Here is a 15180-nt window from a genome sequence, read left to right on the forward strand (position 1 = left end):
CTATCCCCGAAGGAGAACCCTTGATAGGCTTGCCGAGATGGCGGAGTTCATAGCGCCCGCCCACTGCTCTGGCAACGATGCCAAGGCATACGTTCTGAACAAATACCCTGAAAAATTCGTTTCCGTTAGAACGGGGACCGTTCTGGAGCTTTAGATTTCCAGGAACTCGGACAGTCTTTTAAAAAAGTCGGTCTTTTTGCCTCCTTCAGTAACGAATCTGAGGATTCTCAGCTCTTCCAAAAGCCTTGGGTTGAGGTTAATCCATCTCTTAACCCCGTTTATGTCCCTGCTCCTCGAGAGCATCTTAACGATTTTCCATCCCTCGGGAAGGATTGAGTTGAAGTACCGCTTAAGCCACCGCTCATCAATCGAGCGAACGAAAAGCTCCCCTTCCCTTGAGAGACGGTAGTAGGTGTGGTGCTTGTGAACCTCAAAGGCCTTTTTGAAGCGCGCCTTACTTCTCTTTATCGCACTACCCGAGTCACGTTCGATGAGTCCCAGCTCAAGGAGGTCGTTTACAGCATCTTCGATGAGCTCAAGGGGCAAACCGCTCATCTTAGCCATCATCTTGGCGTAGTCAACGCCGGCTTTCTTCAGGTGAACGAGAACGTAGATGTGAACCGGAAGGAGTTCAAGGCCTCGGTAGGAACCGGGGCGTTCTCCTCGCGTATTTCCGCCACTCATCGCCGAACCGCTCCTCCAAAGCCTTCTCCTCACCGCCTATAAACTTCACTACCGCGAGCCAGTAAACAAGGGGCAGGCCGAGCATGAAGCCCCCGATGGTGAGGGAGAAGCCAGGAATTATCAGAAAGCCCCATATGGAGTATATTGGGTGTCTCACGCGGGAATAACAGCCACCCGTCAGCAGTTTGCCTTCTCTGTAAGCCCTTGAAACCTGAAGGTAGCAGATGAGCCACAGTGCAACTCCGACGATAACGAGAGCGGCTCCAACTCTCGGCAATCCGGGAGTCCGGATTCCTAAGATGGAGTTCAGGTAGAAGGCGATGAGTGCGTAGGGAAAAGCGAAAAGCGCCACCTTCGGCTCTATGCCCCAGAAGCGCATGGTTCACTCCTCGATTGGGGGCTTTTCGGCCTTCTTCGCCTGCACTTGGCTGTAGAGGTCGTTGAAGTTCTCAATGAGCCTCTGCAGGGCGAGCTTTAAGTCCCTCGTCCTCGTGAAGAAGGCAACCTTGTTGGTCCTGTCGCGAATTCTCAAAAAGTTCGGCCCCATTCTGAACGCGGCAAGAACGTCAACGTCGAGGAGCTGGCTCACCACCGCTTTAAACTTCCTCGGGTCGCCGTGTCCTTCATCCTCTTCTTCGAGGTCCTTAGCCCTGTTCGGTCTCTTCTCGATGAGCCTTATGCTTCCGTCCTCGCAGACCTCGTAGATTGCGAAGAACTCGGAGTCGCCGTAGTGGGCATCAATAAGGTGTTCATCGTCTTCCATTCCGAACGCAACCTTGAGGCACCTCACGAGCACCACCGGTGAAAGCTCGAAGGGCACTTTAAAAAGATTTAGGGGAGCCTAATCACAGGTCGATGTCCTCGAACCACTGCTCGATTAAATCTTCTGGAATCTTCTCATCTTCAACGTTCTCCTGCATGAACTCCCACATTTCAAGGTGTCTCCTCAGGATTTCGGCATGCTCCCTGCTTATCTCCGCCAGCCAGCGGAAGAGCCTTCTCGCCCTTTCTGACTTGGCCTTCATGCTCAGCTCCGAGTAAAGCTTTGCCGTCGCTTCCTCCGCGTCGATGGCGTAGCGGTAGTAGTCCTCGACCGAGGCATGGGGGTCGGAGAGGGCCTTCTCAAGGAACTTGAGGGCAACTTCAACTTCCCTGAGTCCCTTCGTGTCTTCCGTGACATTGATACCCTTGAGGAGCTTTGCGTTCCTCTCCGCGTGGCTCGCAAGGAGCTTGAGGTCGTCCCTGAAGTCTCTAGGAACGAGTGGAACCAGGGCCCTATAGACCTCCGCTTTTTTGAGCTCGACTCTTTCGACCAGCCCCATAGCAACCACCAAATTTTAATTACACTATGTTAATAAAAATCTTTCCGTGTCTGCACAAAGCTTAAAAATAATTCGGCTTCCCTAATTTCCGGAGGTGAGAGCTTGCAGATAGCGGTGAGCGGTGGAAAGGGAGGAACCGGAAAGTCAACCGTCGCGATTAACCTCGCTGTCGAGCTTGCGAGGCGCTTCAAGCTTGTCTTGGCTGACTTGGACGTCGAGGCGCCGAACGACCACCTGCTCCTCGGTGTTGAGCTGGCCAACGAGGAACCGGTGAACCAGTTCATGCCGAAGTTCGACTACTCGAAGTGCATCAAGTGCAGGAAGTGTGCGGAGGTCTGTGAGGAGCACGCGATAATAACCCTGAAGGATGGAACGCCCTTCCTCATGCCGAACCTCTGCTCGGGCTGTCGGGCCTGTGAGATAGTCTGTCCCGTTCCCGGCGCTATTCAGGAAGCCTTCAAGGTTATCGGCCACACCTACGTAACGGAAACACCCTACGGCTTCACCCTCGTCACCGGGAAGCTTAGGGAGGGAGAGGAGCGCTCGATGCCCCTCGTTGTGGAGACAAAAAAACGGGCCAGAAAGCTCAACTACGAGCTTCTCCTCGTTGACACCGCCGCTGGAACGGGCAACACAGTCTCGAAGGCGATTGAGGGGTCAAAGCTCCTCATAGCGGTCACCGAGCCGACTCCGCTCGGAATCCACGACACCGAACTTATCCTTCAGCTCGGAAAACTTATGGGTCTCAAGACTTGGGTCGTGGTCAACCGCTCGGACCTCGGCGACGTCGGAAAGGTCAGGGAAATAGCTGAGAGCTACGGCGCTGAGGTCGTCGCTGAAATCCCCTACAGCGAAAACATCGTGAGGAGCTACGTAAGCGGAAGGCCTATCGTCCTTGAGGACGTTCCCGAGGCGAAAATCTTCCGCGAGCTGGCCGAGAGGATTGTCGGCTTTCTCGGAGGTGGTGAGTGATGCAGGTAGCGATTGCGAGCGGCAAGGGTGGCGTCGGGAAGAGCACGATAACGGCCTCGCTCCTCTACTTTCTGAAGGATAGGTACAGGCTAATCGCGGTCGATGCCGATGCCGAAGCGCCGAACCTCGGCCTTCTCCTCGGCGTTGAGGAGTGGGAGGAGGAGAGGGAGCACGTGGGAGCTAAGGTTGCCAGGATAAACACCGAGACCTGCGTCCGCTGTGGAATCTGCTATGAAAGGTGTCCATACGAGAGCATCTACATCGACGAGGACGGCAACTACGTCGTCAACGAGCTCACCTGCGAGGGCTGCAACGTCTGTGGCCTCGTCTGTCCAGTTCCGGGCACCATAACCCTTGAACAGGCCCGCTCCGGCGTCATCAGGAAGGCAACCACCAAGTACGGCTTCCCGATAATCTCGGCCCAACTCGACGTTGGCAGGCCCGAGAGCGGTAAGCTCGTCACCGAGGAGAAGGAGTGGGCGAAGAAGCTGATGGAGGAGCTCAGCCTGGAGCACATGATAGTTGATAGCGCGGCGGGAATCGGCTGTCAGGTGATAGCGAGCATAGGCGGGGCCGATTTGACGATACTGATTGCCGAGCCGACGCCGGCCTCGCTCAGCGACGTTCAGCGTGCCTACAAGGTCGTCCAGCACTTCAGACAGCCGGCTTATCTGATAATCAACAAGGCCGACCTGAACCCGGGTTTTACTGCCTTGAGGGAGTGGGCCGAGGCTGAGGGGATTCCGGTTCTCGGTGAGGTCCCCTACGACAGGGCAATCCCGAAGAGCATGGCGATGCTTAAACCGGTTGTCGAGGCCTTCCCCGACAGCCCGGCGAGCAAAGCCCTCAGGGAGATTGCCGAGAGAATCGCTGAGGAAATCCTTGGCTGATTTCTCTTTTCTTTTAACCCAAACCTTAAAAGCCTCCCTCCGTAGTTTCTCCGGTGGTAGCGATGGTTGAGAAGGAGATGGAGAAGCTCGCTTACGAGTATCAGCTCCTGCAGGCGCAGGCCCAGCTGCTGGCCCAGAACCTTGAGTTGCTCACACTTGGTAGGGAGGAATTCAGGGCAGTCAAGGAAACGCTGGAGGAGCTCAAGAAGACCGAGGGAGAGGTTGAAATCCTCGTTCCGATTGGTGCGGGTTCCTTCCTCAAGGGCAGGATAATCGACAAGGAGAACGCGATTGTGAGCGTTGGCGCCGGCTACGCCGTCGAAAAGAACCTCGACAGTGCCATCGAGTACCTTGGGAAGCGCATTAAAGAGTACGACGGGGCTATAGCGAAAACTCAGGAGGCCCTCAGGAAGATTGAGGAACAGCTGGGGGAGCTTGCCAGAAAGGTTCAGGAAATTCAGGCCGGAAAATCTGCCTCTCAATCCTGACCTATTTTTTAGAAACCCTTTAAAGATTGGCGTCATATTATTGATGATGTGACGATGAAATCAGCGGTGCGGGTTTTCTTGACAGTTGCAGTGGCGGTCGCGCTAGTCGTAGCCGTTGGGTTAGCCGTTCCCAAGATTAACCTAAACGTCCAAAGCCTCGGCTCTGGGAACTGCTCCTTCTCAAAGTTCCTAGACTACGCCAACGTTACCATCGGGTGGAACATCACCCCGGTCTTTGGTGGTGTTTACGTTTACACGCTGAAGAACATAACCCTCTCCTTTTCGAACAACGTCACTCAAGTCGCGGAGCTTTACGTGAAGATGGTCGTTTACGGCCTCAACACGAACTCCGGAAGGTATGAGTACGACAACTTTACATACGCCGCCTACAACATCAGCATTCGCGCCGGGGTGCCCTACGTCATAAACAACACGAACACCTCTTACTCCTACTACGTGGCCGCGATACTTCCAAAGCCCAAAATCGTTGAGTTCAAGGTTGTCGTTCTAAGGAACGACAGTTCATGCGTGGCCTCAGCCTTCAACGGCATATCCATGAACCTCGAGGACGTTGAAGTCGGCTCATCTTCCTACGCTCCCCTTCAGCCCGGAGAGGTTAACATAACTGTTCTTGAACGGAGCGGCACGGCGCTTCCCTACTACGTGGTCAACTTCTCCCTGCCGGGCAACTGGACCGGTCTGTATCCCGTTCTGATGCTTTCAAACGGAACCCGGATTAGGTACTGGTATTCATACGTTCCAAGCGACCGGAGGACGTGGTTCTGGGCGATGCTCAACCTAAGTGCCAACGAAAACCTGACCCTGAGGCTTTATTACGGCAACGCCTCCCTCTACAACCCGAGCTACGTCAACCTGTCAACTTTCTGGATGTATTCAACTAGCCCAATAACAATAACGCCGGGTAAAAACATCACGCTTCCATATTTCTCTCTTCTTGTCAGTGCTCTGGCTGTGTACGGCTACAGCGGATACTCTGTAATCATGTTCGCAAACCTTAGCAACGGGTCTGCTGGAGGCTACGGCCCCTACTACCTAGCATACAACTACACCCTTGTGTGGAGTCTACGGGGGTCCATTTACTACCTTCTTGGCTATGGAATACTTCCCTCTGTCTCAGGTCTTCAAGAGATTGACGTCGTGTACGAGCGGAGAGGCACTCTGAGCGGTTTTTACTTCTCAAACTACACCGTTATGCCGATGGGACAGTGGGGGCTGTATCAGGTAACCGTGGGATTCAATGATGATATTATGCTGTATTCCAATGGGGTCCTCATCAGCAATGAGTCCCTTTCGTGGGTGGGACCCTCTTTGAGTCCGTTCATTATTGGTCAGGATACCGGAGGAAATAGCACCTATCGGTGGATTGGGGTCGTTCCCTATAAATCTCCTCCGCCTCTAGTCATCGTTCACGGCATTAAAACCTCGGACTACAGCTTCACGGTCTACTTCCTCCCCTGATACCACTCCACCGTTTTCTTCAGACCTTCTTCGAGGCTCCATTCTGGTTCGAAGCCGAGCTTTCGAATCTCGCTTATATCGGCAACGCTGTGCCTTATGTCGCCCGGTCTCGGTTTATCGAAGAGTATTGAGCTTGTCGTTCCCGTTATTTCAATAATCTTCATGGCAAGCTCGAGAATGCTGGTCTGCTTTCCGGTTGCAACGTTGAAGACCCTCCCGTTTGCGCGCTTGCTCTCGGCCACGAGAAGGTTTGCCCTGACGACGTCCTTCACGTAGATAAAATCCCTCGTCTGCTTGCCGTCACCGAAGATTACGAGCGGTTCACCGGCCAGGGCGCGGTTTATGAAAATACTTATCACCCCCGCGTACTGATTGAAGCTCTGTCTTGGGCCGAAGACGTTAAAGTAGCGGAGGGAAACCACAGGAAGACCGTAGAGTTCGTGATAAACCCTGAGGTACTCCTCGGCGGTGGCCTTTGTAACCCCATAGGGTGAAAGCGGCCTCGGCCTTTCGGTCTCCTTCAGGGGCAGGTTCGGGTTGTCCCCGTATACTGCGGCGGAGGATGCGAATATCAGCTTTCCGTGTCCCTCGAGGAGCGCCCTCAGAACGTTGAGGGTTCCGAGAACGTTAACTTCCTCTGTAAAAACGGGGTCCCTTATGCTGTCCACAACACTTACCTGGGCCGCCTCATGGAAAACGTAGTCGGCGTTGCTTATCAGCTCGGCTATCGCGTTGTAGTCCCTTATGTCGGCCCTGGTGAGCTTTGCACCCGGAGGAACGTTTTCTTCCCTTCCGGTGTAGAGGTTGTCAATAACGAGGACTTCGTTATCCTTTACAAGCTCCCAGGCTATATGGGAGCCTATGAAGCCGGCTCCCCCTGTAACGACCACGAGCTTGTTCTTCATTTGAACCCCCAACCAATGGTGTTGGTCAGGAGTTTTAACCTTTCCCCGCCTGGAACCCGTCTCGATTGACATATTTGTGTGGATTTCGAAAGTGTTAAAAGTGCCCTATTAACTTAGCCATTGGTAAGGAGCCATGCCGAGCTACATAGTCGTTGGCGGGCAATGGGGAGATGAGGGCAAGGGGTCAATAATAGCGTATCTTGCCCTTAAGGATGAACCGGAGGTCATAGCGCGGGGCGGGGTTGGGCCGAACGCTGGCCACAGCGTTTTCATAAACGGGAAGAAATACGCCGTGAGGCAGCTGCCTACCGGCTTCATGCAGAGGAATGCAAGGCTCCTCGTAGGGGCCGGCGTCCTCGTCGACCCGGAGGTTTTCCTTAACGAACTCAAGGCGCTGGCGGATTTTGACGTTGAGGGTCGGGTCGGGCTTGACTACCGGTGTGCAATCATTGAGGAGAAGCACAAGTTGCTCGACCGCTCCAACGGCCATCTCCACGGGAAGATAGGAACCACCGGAAGCGGCTGTGGCCCTGCAAACGCCGATAGGGCACTCAGGAAGGCAAGGCTTGCGAAAGACATCCCGGAGCTTGAGCCCTATCTAACGGACGTTGCCCAGGAAGTGAACGACGCGCTCGATGAGGGGAAGCTCGTCCTCATCGAGGGAACCCAGGGCTTCGGCCTGAGCCTCTACTACGGCACTTATCCGTACGTGACCTCAAAGGACACCACCGCCTCCGCCATAGCGAGCGACGTTGGAATAGGACCGACGAGGGTGGACGACGTCATAGTCGTCTTCAAGAGCTTTCCGACGAGGGTTGGTGCCGGACCTTTTCCGACCGAGATGAGCCAGGAGGAAGCGGAGAGACTTGGACTCATCGAATACGGAACGGTAACCGGCAGGAGGAGGCGCGTCGGCTGGTTCGACTTCGAGTTCGCGCGCTACTCGGCGAGAATAAACGGGGCAACGATGCTCGCCTTAACGATGCTCGACAAGTACGATAAGAACGCCTTCGGCGTAACCGATTACGATAAACTGCCGAAGAAGGCCAAAGAGTTCGTGGAGGAAATAGAGGAGCGGGTCGGCGTTCCCGTTGCGCTCATCAAGACAGGACCGGAGCTGGAGCATATAATAGATAGAAGGGAAGTCATCTGAGGGCGTATTTGCCCTCGACCCTCGCAGCCTTCAGCTTCGATACTATGCCGCCATCCGGGATGAAGTCGTGCTCAATAAGCTCCCCTGTGAGGGTGTTGAACTTGGCAAAGTAAGTTCCCTTCTTTCCCGTCCCCTTTATCCCGGCGTATCCGTTCTCTATGCTGTGGGCGACCCACTCCACGTAAACGGTGTCCCCGTACTGCTTTCTGATGAACTCGGTAAAGGCCTTCGCTATGGCGCTCTCGACGTACTGGTACTCAAAGGCGATGACTTCCCCGCTTCTTCTGTGAACCACGACCTTTCCAAAGGCCCTCGGCCCCGTGAACTCCACCACCCAGTGGTTCGAGAGCCTCAGTCCCTCGATGACGGGGTTTCTCTCAACCTCCCTGACCTTTTCAAGGGCTATCCTTTCGGCAACTTCTCTCTTCAGGAACCTGTCTGCCTCCTTTACCCTCCCGTCCCTCGATACGGAGAGCTTTACAACGTGTTTGTCACCTTCAAGGGTTATGCTGAACCCGTTGCCGCTGTCCTCCGCTATTACTGGGGTAAACCCGGGATAGCGGCTGAGGGCAACTTTAACGGCAACTTTCTTGCCTATCTCAACGTCTTTCTCGAGGACCTTTCCGCTCTTCCCATCGTAGAGAATCGAAATCCTCATCTCCTGTCCTTCAAACTCGGCCCTTACGAGTTCGTGGTCTATCACCTGACACGTCTTCAGCTCAACATCACCGCCGGCCCGCAGGATGTCACCAACCACGTTATTAAGCACTGCATACGGCGACTTAAGTTCCTCCTCCATTAAGGTTTCACCCGTTAAGGGGTCAAGCTTTACCGTCACTATTCCCCTATCGGTTAGAACGTCAACAAAGAACGCTCCCGGATGTCTCTCCATTCCAAGAATCCTTCCCGTTGGATGTTCTTTAAGCACTATGTCGAGTATCGCCTCTTCCGTTAGTGCGATGGCTTTCCTCCGAACGCTACCGCTGTAGGAATTAACCTCGATTTCAAAGAGATATCTCTTAGTTCTACCTCTGATTAGGGTGAACCTGCCCCTTCTTCTGATTTCCATTGAAACAGGCGCCTCCCCGACTTCCCTTTCTATCCTCTCCTTAACGATGCTGAGTAGGGTTTCCTCACTTAGCTGCTCGGCCTCAGCCCACACCCTGCCCACGCTGAAATCAAAGCTGACCTTGAACTCGTTAATCCCTGTGCCAAACACCAGCACCGCAGAGCTTGGTGAGTAAGCTCTCCTCTTCTGGAGAATCCTGAGGTTGAGGATGCCTTTTCTCGCGGCCTTTTCCGTAACGAGCCTCAGAGGGTCGGGGGTTTCTTCAACCTCCAGTGAGGTCGCGGCCACCGATGAGACGTCTTCGAGGAGAACCTTCATGGCAAGTCCCTTGAGTTCTCCCTCGGCATTCAGTTCAACGCGGTCCCCCATTACCAGGGCCTTTCCGCTCTCGGAGCCATCTGTCCAGACCACCACGTATATCGGTCTTAGAACGACTTTCAGTTCCCTGAGCTTTGCTTCCTCCGGATTTAAACCGTATTTGTAGGAGAGTATCCTTCCGGCTTCCTCTATAAGCTTCTGGGGAGACAGCTCTTCAATTAAAGGCCCATCGAGAACGAACTCTTTCAGCTTTTTGTTCTCCTGTCTTCTTTCTGGAACCAGCTTTTCGAGGAGGGTCTTTGGCGGCTCAATTGAGTACCTGTTGAAAACCTCCGCAAGCCACTTCCCGTCCGCGGCCTTTACGCCTTCAACGTTGCCGTTAATGCCATCGATTGCTACCAGAATGACCTGGCCGGCTTTCTTGTAGTCCTTTAGAACGCTTTGAAGCCATCCGGCATCGGCCCTTCCCCTGAGAATGCCGACTGTTAAGACCTCCCTGCCGTGAAAAGGATTCTCCCTTTCTCCCCTGATTAAGACCAGCCTCACGTTTCCTTTCCGCTTGTATTCCCTGTCCTTTTCGGTAAACCCGGCAAGGGATAGAAGCTCGGAGAGGCCCTCCACAAGAAAATCATCCGGGGCCATAGCTATTACGGACGAATCCCACTGCATGAAGCTTCCCCATATTAGTATTTCCCTCATCAGATAAATAGTTTGCTCCAGGTAAAAGAAAGTTATTATAACTTTGAGTAAGACTTCTCGACCAGCCAAGCAACAATAGTTCTATGGAACTCGTCCGCCCACTCTGGGTCCTCGAATATCTCGTGGTACGCTTCCTCAAATTCCCGGAGCGTTTTGTCTTTTACCTTCAGCCTTTCAAAGAGCCTTTTTGAACCTTCGGGGGGTGTTATCACGTCTCCTGTGCCAACGAGCAGGAGAACAGGGACTCTGATTTTTTCCGCTTCCCTGTGCGCAAGTTCCATGTTCACGAAGATGCTCCTCCCGAGCTTGGCAGAGATTTTGTCGTGGACGAGCGGGTCTTCCACGTACCTTCTAACCGCCTTCCTGTTCCTTGAGAGCAGTTCCGGCTTTATGCCGTTGGAGAGAACAACGCCGGGGGCGACCTTTCCGAGTAACTTCGCGAGGGCTACTATAAAGCCCGGCGTCTCGGGGCTTTTGGCGAGTGCGGGGGATGAGGCGACGACCCCTCTAATCCTGTCGGGCCTCGTCTCGGCGTATCGGATAACGGTCAAACCGCCGAGACTGTGACCGAAGAGGAACGGCTTCTCACCTAACTCTTCAATTATGTAATCAATTATTTCCATAGCTTCTTCGATGCTCGTGTGGCCCCTCTTTCCGGGGCTTCTGCCGTGTCCTGGCCAGTCGAAGGTGTAAACGGCAAAGCCGGCCTCGTTGAGTTCCTTAATCAGCCGACCATACCTTCCGCTGTGCTCCCCAAGGCCGTGAACGAGAATAACCCAGCCGAGCTCCGGTTCGCCGAACTTGGCCTTGTAAACCTCCATCTCAACCACCCCAGCCAGACCCGTTGGAGCGGGAGAACGTCAAAATCTTCATCTGTCATGAGTCTTGACAATCTGTATAACTCGCGGTTCAACGAAATAAAGCTTTCGTAAAGAAAATTGTATCGAAGTTTACGCGGCAAAAGAACTTTCCTTCAGCTTCTCTTTAACGAACCTGAGGAGCTTTTCGACGTCCCGCTCTATCGTGTCGGGTTCGGGCTTCATGAGGACGTAAAAAACGTTGGTTTTTGGCGTCAGCGAGACGTGCTTGACGTTGTGCGGCTTTGAAAGGCTTTCCACAAGCTCCTTAAGCTTTATCACGTCCCTCTTCTTCTCATAGAGCGCCTCGTATTGTTTTCCCGCAACGTCTATGATTTCCCTCTGGAGGAAGTCCTCGTTCTCGATGTTCGGCCTCATGCGGTAGTAGCCCTTCTGAATGAGGTGTGCTTCGCGTTTGATTTGACTCTGGGGCCTTATTACAAAGTACAGCTTGTCGTGCCTGCTCGTGAGGAGCGCTATCGGGAAGTAGAGAAGGCTCTGCCTTGGAAGAAGGGTTAGCGTGTACTCAAACTTTCTCACGTTGTCCCTGTCGAGCTTGTAGCTGGCCCGAAAGCCGATGTAGCCTCCAAGCCACACGTAGTCCTTGTCCTTCGGCTTTACGACCTCCTCGATTGAGCGGAGGTAATGCTGCATGAGCTGAAGGTTGAGCTTTCTACCTTTGTAGAACTGAATCGACGTCAGCGCAGCAACGACCATGAGGGCAAAGAGCAGTGTTGAGCTTACCTGCATTACACATCACCCGGGGGGTAGTACCTCTGGAGTGTGGTGTCGTCGAGTATTTCAAACTTTCCTACCCCTGCCTTCTCAAGAACCTTCACGATGTCCTTGACGATTCTTGCCTGAACCGGCCAGGCGAGGGCGCTTGAAACCGGACCGGGTGGAGTGTTCCGGGCGAAGGCGAGGTATATCTGTATTCCCTCCTCGTCTTCAATAATCTTTGAGACAAGCCCCTCACTCACAATGTCAACCCCTGTGAAGGGGTTCTTAACTGATTTCAGCAACTCAAGAACCTCCTCCCTCAAGAATCATTCCCCCGAGCTTTTTGAGCCATTCGAGGCCCCTCGGCTCCTCCGCGAACATCGGGAGCTTTATGACCTCGATTCCTCTGAACTTCCGCTCGACCTCTTCAAGGACCTTTTTCTGCGCCTCCATCTTGACCTTCAGCTCCGGGATTTCCTCCCTGAGCTGGATTACCTTGTTCACCACTATGAGCCTCAGCGGGACGTTGAACTTCCTCAGGCTTTCATAGGCCCTCTCGGTCTCGTAGAGCGGAAGCATCTCGGGGTTCATGACGGCAACGACGCTCGTTTTGTTGGGGTTCGTTATAACGTCCTCGACGAACTGAACTTCACTCCTGTACTGGAGGAGTTCCTTCATAACCGGGTCCTCCGCCTCGTCCTTCGGGAGTTTGAACTTCTCCCCGTCTATCTCGTACTCCTCCTCACCCTTAATCTTCGCTATCGCACGTCTCCTCTCCAGTATCTTGCGCCTTATGTCAATCAGCTTGTCGGCCCATATCAGGGAAATCCTCGGAAGGGCGAGAACGCGGAGCGTTAGTCCAGTTGGAGGAGTATCGAAGACGATAACGTCCCACTTGTCGCCCTCACCCAAGATTTCCCTTATGGCCTCAAGCGTCGCGTACTCCTCGATTCCCGGGGAGTAGCTGAGGACCTCGAAGTACTTTTCAAGGTTTATGACCGTCAGGTAGCGGTACATGTTCTTGAGGTTCTTCTCGAGGTGCTTGAGGTAGGCCTTAATCAGCTTTTCCATGTCGAGCTCGCTCGCGTAGAGGTTGTCGATGATTTTCTTCGGCTTGTCGCTCAGCTTCTCCATGAGGACGTCGCCGAGGTTGTGGGCGGGGTCGAGGGAAACTATGAGGGTTTTGTAGCCCCTCTCGGCAAGTCCAACGGCTATTGAAGCGCTCGTCGTGGTTTTGCCGACTCCACCCTTTCCTATCACGAACAGAACCCTGAAGCCCTCCTTGGGGACGAGGTACTCCCTCATGCTACCACCTCAGTCTATATCGAACATTCCGGCAACTTCCGCGAAGACGTCGTCGAGGTTCACGGCGCGGCTCTCCATAACGCGGATTTCCTTGACCATGTGGGGCATGAGCCTCATAACCAGCGTCGTCGGCGGGCTGGGAATTCCTATGAAAGAGCCCATCAGGATGAGCGCGAAGACGTTCTCGAGTTCCCTCAATTCGAACTCAATAAACTCGGTTGATTGGTGACGAAACGCCTCCCCGAATCCTCTCAAGAAGTCCTTAATCTTCTGCAAGCTTCTCACCTCCAGAAGGAAAAATGAAAGAACGAAAGCTTCAGCTGGCCATCGCGGCGTATTCCTCTGATGGCTTCTTCCACGCGTGGTACCAGTCTATGACAAGCATTATGTTCAGAAGCAGTCCTATGATGGTTATCAGTCCCACTGAATACTTCGTTAGGAGGTTGCTGATTCCTGGTATGACGACCACCAGGAACCACAGGAGGGCCAGCGTAACCGTTATCCAGAGGAAGAGCGCCGGGATTATGACGGCCCACTTCCAGTTGCCGTGCGGGTTCTGAACCTTCGCAACCCAGAGCGATGCGGTCATTAAGGCTATGCTGGCGAGCATCTGGTTCATACCGCTGAAGGCCGGCCATAGAACAAGGAAGCTTCCGCCCCACGCCAGTGCAACTCCAAATACGACAACTACTGAGGATGCAAGCCATTTGTTCTTCAGGAACTCTGGAGCTTTGGCCATCTCCATTATTTCCTGCCACGTGAACCTTCCAAGCCTTGTCGCCGTGTCGAGGGTTGTCAGCGCAAACGCCGCAACCCAGAGGCTCGCGAAGAGTGCCGCTCCGTGCACCGAAATTCCAAACGCCTTGTTTACTCCGTAGGCATAACTGAGTGCGAATATCTTAACCTTGAGCTTGTGGTGGACAACCTGAATGGCGTACTGGCTTCCCCAGTTTGCTAGTGTAACGGGGATTTTAAGGTCCTGGAAGACCTGAAGTCCATAGACGGCTATCGATGATATGACCAGAGTTGATAGGAAGCCCTCGGTGAACATTCCACCGTAGCCCACCATAAGGCCGTGGAGCTCATTGTCGAGCTGTTTGCTCGTTGTTCCCGAACCTACGATGGAGTGGAAGCCGCTCAGCGCTCCACAGGCGATGACAAGTGGAATCGTTGGCCAGAACGGGGAGGGCTTTCCGCCGACGACGTGGGCGCTCCAGGTGGTAAAGGCAGGTGCCGTGAAGGTTCCCATTCCTTTAATGCCCACGACGATGAACGCCAGTCCGCCGAGAATCAGTCCGAACCAGAGTATGTAGGCGTTGAGGTAGTCCCTGGGCTGGAGCAGAATCCAGACGGGCAGTGCTGATGCGACTATCACGTAAAGCCCAAGCGCAACGAGCCAGACGTGGGCGCTGGCGTGTATTGGATACTTGAAGCCGATGTATATCGCGCCTATGAGCATCAGGATTCCTATTATAGTACCGAGCTTGAAGTCAATCTGCCACTTGTAGAGGAGCAGGCCGAGGATTACTGCCACGAGCATGAAGAGCCATGAAGCAGTTGCCGCTCCGGGGGTGCTGACGAAGATACCGCTGATGACAGCTCCGAAGGCCGCGACGACGAGCACAAGCGAGAACCAAACGTAGAGCTCGAAGGCCATGCTCGTCCTCTTGCTCATGAGCTTTCCTGCAATCCACTGGACGGACTTGCCGTCGTAGCGCACAGATGACATCAGTGCCAGATAGTCATGGACGGCACCGATGAAGACGTTTCCGAACCAGACCCACAGCAGTCCCGGAAGCCAGCCCCAGGCCATTGCAACGGCCGGACCGACTATCGGTCCAGCTCCCGCGATGCTTGCGAAGTGGTGTCCGTAGAGCACTACTGGGTTCGCTGGGACGTAGTCAACCCCATCGTAGAGCCTGTGGGCTGGGGTCGGCCTGTTTGGGTCCGCCCGAACGACCTTGTTCTGGAGGGCTTTACCGTAGCTGAAGTAGAAACCGACGTATATGGCCGCCGCTATCAGGATTATTACAGCGGAGTTCATGGTTGCACCTCCGACAGATTTTTGCACATTAATGTGCACTTGATTACTTAAATGTCTTTCGGCAGAAAACTGAAAAACTTTCGGCTTTTAACTTAAAATTGGAGAAAAAATCCAGCAACCTCAAAATATGAATTAAGATTCAAAATTGAAATAGGAGCGTTGGGGAATTACTCAAGCTCTACCAGAGGCTGTCCGGTATCTACGGTGTCGCCTTCTTTGACGTAGATTTTCTTCACTATACCATCCCTCGGAGCTGGAATTTCGTTCTCCATCTT

At 53.7% G+C, this 15180-nt stretch carries 18 protein-coding genes; 5 read left to right on the plus strand and 13 right to left on the minus strand.

Features of this window, described 5'->3' with window-relative positions; all coding sequences use genetic code 11:
- Positions 1-150: 150 nt before the first annotated feature.
- Genes MVK46_RS02090 through MVK46_RS02105 form a run of 4 tightly spaced genes read right to left on the minus strand, consistent with a single transcriptional unit; the run spans position 151 to position 2006 of the window.
- Positions 151-684, minus strand: coding sequence for a DUF2250 domain-containing protein (locus tag MVK46_RS02090; protein ID WP_297534925.1), 534 nt, complete (start codon positions 682-684; stop codon positions 151-153).
- Positions 632-1063 (minus strand): isoprenylcysteine carboxylmethyltransferase family protein, encoded by a 432-nt coding sequence (locus MVK46_RS02095; RefSeq protein WP_297534926.1) that lies wholly within the window; start codon positions 1061-1063, stop codon positions 632-634. The genes MVK46_RS02090 and MVK46_RS02095 overlap by 53 nt, the downstream gene beginning before the upstream one ends.
- Before the next feature lie 3 nt (positions 1064-1066).
- The gene (locus MVK46_RS02100) at positions 1067-1474 is read right to left on the minus strand and encodes a NifB/NifX family molybdenum-iron cluster-binding protein (protein ID WP_297534944.1); all 408 of its coding nucleotides are present in this window, start codon (positions 1472-1474) and stop codon (positions 1067-1069) included.
- A gap of 55 nt (positions 1475-1529) precedes the next feature.
- Complete coding sequence (locus MVK46_RS02105; RefSeq protein WP_297534927.1) at positions 1530-2006, minus strand: ferritin family protein; 477 nt, start codon at positions 2004-2006, stop codon at positions 1530-1532.
- 102 nt (positions 2007-2108) lie between these two features.
- Between MVK46_RS02105 and MVK46_RS02110 the strand changes: the two genes are divergently transcribed.
- The 4 genes from MVK46_RS02110 (at position 2109) to MVK46_RS02125 (ending at position 5835) form a co-directional block, all read left to right on the plus strand.
- Positions 2109-2978, plus strand: a complete 870-nt coding sequence (locus MVK46_RS02110) for an ATP-binding protein (RefSeq protein WP_297534928.1) — start codon at positions 2109-2111, stop codon at positions 2976-2978.
- Positions 2978-3868: an ATP-binding protein gene (locus MVK46_RS02115; RefSeq protein WP_297534929.1), complete on the plus strand. Its 891-nt coding sequence runs from the start codon at positions 2978-2980 to the stop codon at positions 3866-3868. The genes MVK46_RS02110 and MVK46_RS02115 overlap by 1 nt, the downstream gene beginning before the upstream one ends.
- A gap of 62 nt (positions 3869-3930) precedes the next feature.
- Entirely contained in the window at positions 3931-4356 is a 426-nt protein-coding gene (gene pfdA / locus MVK46_RS02120; RefSeq protein ID WP_297534930.1) for a prefoldin subunit alpha, read from the plus strand.
- Positions 4357-4410: 54 nt separating this feature from the next.
- Positions 4411-5835, plus strand: coding sequence for a hypothetical protein (locus MVK46_RS02125; protein ID WP_297534931.1), 1425 nt, complete (start codon positions 4411-4413; stop codon positions 5833-5835).
- Here MVK46_RS02125 and MVK46_RS02130 read toward each other — a convergent pair.
- A complete protein-coding gene (locus tag MVK46_RS02130) occupies positions 5820-6740 on the minus strand; it encodes an SDR family oxidoreductase (protein WP_297534932.1) in 921 nt (306 codons plus the stop codon). The two genes, MVK46_RS02125 and MVK46_RS02130, sit on opposite strands and share 16 nt — an antisense overlap.
- A 133-nt stretch (positions 6741-6873) precedes the next feature.
- On the opposite strand from MVK46_RS02130, the gene MVK46_RS02135 reads away from it, so the two are divergent.
- Positions 6874-7893 (plus strand): adenylosuccinate synthetase, encoded by a 1020-nt coding sequence (locus MVK46_RS02135; RefSeq protein ID WP_297534933.1) that lies wholly within the window; start codon positions 6874-6876, stop codon positions 7891-7893.
- Here MVK46_RS02135 and MVK46_RS02140 read toward each other — a convergent pair.
- The 8 genes from MVK46_RS02140 to MVK46_RS02175 form a co-directional block, all read right to left on the minus strand.
- Positions 7886-9979 (minus strand): hypothetical protein, encoded by a 2094-nt coding sequence (locus tag MVK46_RS02140; protein ID WP_297534934.1) that lies wholly within the window; start codon positions 9977-9979, stop codon positions 7886-7888. The genes MVK46_RS02135 and MVK46_RS02140 overlap by 8 nt on opposite strands.
- A 35-nt stretch (positions 9980-10014) precedes the next feature.
- The gene (locus MVK46_RS02145) at positions 10015-10800 is read right to left on the minus strand and encodes an alpha/beta hydrolase (RefSeq protein ID WP_297534935.1); all 786 of its coding nucleotides are present in this window, start codon (positions 10798-10800) and stop codon (positions 10015-10017) included.
- Positions 10801-10929: 129 nt separating this feature from the next.
- The gene (locus MVK46_RS02150; RefSeq protein WP_297534936.1) at positions 10930-11586 is read right to left on the minus strand and encodes a hypothetical protein; all 657 of its coding nucleotides are present in this window, start codon (positions 11584-11586) and stop codon (positions 10930-10932) included.
- On the minus strand, positions 11586-11879 hold the full coding sequence (locus tag MVK46_RS02155) for an iron-sulfur cluster assembly protein (RefSeq protein WP_297534937.1): 294 nt from the start codon (positions 11877-11879) through the stop codon (positions 11586-11588). Before MVK46_RS02155 ends, MVK46_RS02150 begins: the two co-directional genes overlap by 1 nt.
- Entirely contained in the window at positions 11860-12861 is a 1002-nt protein-coding gene (locus tag MVK46_RS02160) for an ArsA family ATPase (RefSeq protein ID WP_297534939.1), read from the minus strand. The genes MVK46_RS02155 and MVK46_RS02160 overlap by 20 nt, the downstream gene beginning before the upstream one ends.
- A 9-nt stretch (positions 12862-12870) precedes the next feature.
- Positions 12871-13137: a hypothetical protein gene (locus MVK46_RS02165; RefSeq protein WP_297534940.1), complete on the minus strand. Its 267-nt coding sequence runs from the start codon at positions 13135-13137 to the stop codon at positions 12871-12873.
- Positions 13138-13177: 40 nt separating this feature from the next.
- Positions 13178-14905 carry a carbon starvation protein A gene (locus MVK46_RS02170; RefSeq protein ID WP_297534942.1) on the minus strand — a complete coding sequence of 576 codons (1728 nt, stop codon included), beginning with the start codon at positions 14903-14905 and terminating at the stop codon, positions 13178-13180.
- A gap of 167 nt (positions 14906-15072) precedes the next feature.
- On the minus strand, positions 15073-15180 hold a 108-nt coding region (locus MVK46_RS02175; RefSeq protein ID WP_297534946.1), incomplete at its 5' end, for a biotin/lipoyl-containing protein.

Origin of the sequence: Thermococcus sp. (assembly GCF_027066465.1) — an archaeon.
Classification (GTDB): domain Archaea; phylum Methanobacteriota_B; class Thermococci; order Thermococcales; family Thermococcaceae; genus Thermococcus.

Bases quoted from the DNA above. Each gene is read 5' to 3' on its own strand.
- MVK46_RS02090 (WP_297534925.1), bottom strand. From the start codon at position 684: ATGAGTGGCGGAAATACGCGAGGAGAACGCCCCGGTTCCTACCGAGGC.
- MVK46_RS02095 (WP_297534926.1), bottom strand. From the start codon at position 1,063: ATGCGCTTCTGGGGCATAGAGCCGAAGGTGGCGCTTTTCGCTTTTCCC.
- MVK46_RS02105 (WP_297534927.1), bottom strand. From the start codon at position 2,006: ATGGGGCTGGTCGAAAGAGTCGAGCTCAAAAAAGCGGAGGTCTATAGG.
- MVK46_RS02115 (WP_297534929.1), top strand. From the start codon at position 2,978: ATGCAGGTAGCGATTGCGAGCGGCAAGGGTGGCGTCGGGAAGAGCACG.
- pfdA (WP_297534930.1), top strand. From the start codon at position 3,931: ATGGTTGAGAAGGAGATGGAGAAGCTCGCTTACGAGTATCAGCTCCTG.
- MVK46_RS02125 (WP_297534931.1), top strand. From the start codon at position 4,411: ATGAAATCAGCGGTGCGGGTTTTCTTGACAGTTGCAGTGGCGGTCGCG.
- MVK46_RS02130 (WP_297534932.1), bottom strand. From the start codon at position 6,740: ATGAAGAACAAGCTCGTGGTCGTTACAGGGGGAGCCGGCTTCATAGGC.
- MVK46_RS02135 (WP_297534933.1), top strand. From the start codon at position 6,874: ATGCCGAGCTACATAGTCGTTGGCGGGCAATGGGGAGATGAGGGCAAG.
- MVK46_RS02140 (WP_297534934.1), bottom strand. From the start codon at position 9,979: ATGAGGGAAATACTAATATGGGGAAGCTTCATGCAGTGGGATTCGTCC.
- MVK46_RS02145 (WP_297534935.1), bottom strand. From the start codon at position 10,800: ATGGAGGTTTACAAGGCCAAGTTCGGCGAACCGGAGCTCGGCTGGGTT.
- MVK46_RS02150 (WP_297534936.1), bottom strand. From the start codon at position 11,586: ATGCAGGTAAGCTCAACACTGCTCTTTGCCCTCATGGTCGTTGCTGCG.
- MVK46_RS02160 (WP_297534939.1), bottom strand. From the start codon at position 12,861: ATGAGGGAGTACCTCGTCCCCAAGGAGGGCTTCAGGGTTCTGTTCGTG.
- MVK46_RS02170 (WP_297534942.1), bottom strand. From the start codon at position 14,905: ATGAACTCCGCTGTAATAATCCTGATAGCGGCGGCCATATACGTCGGT.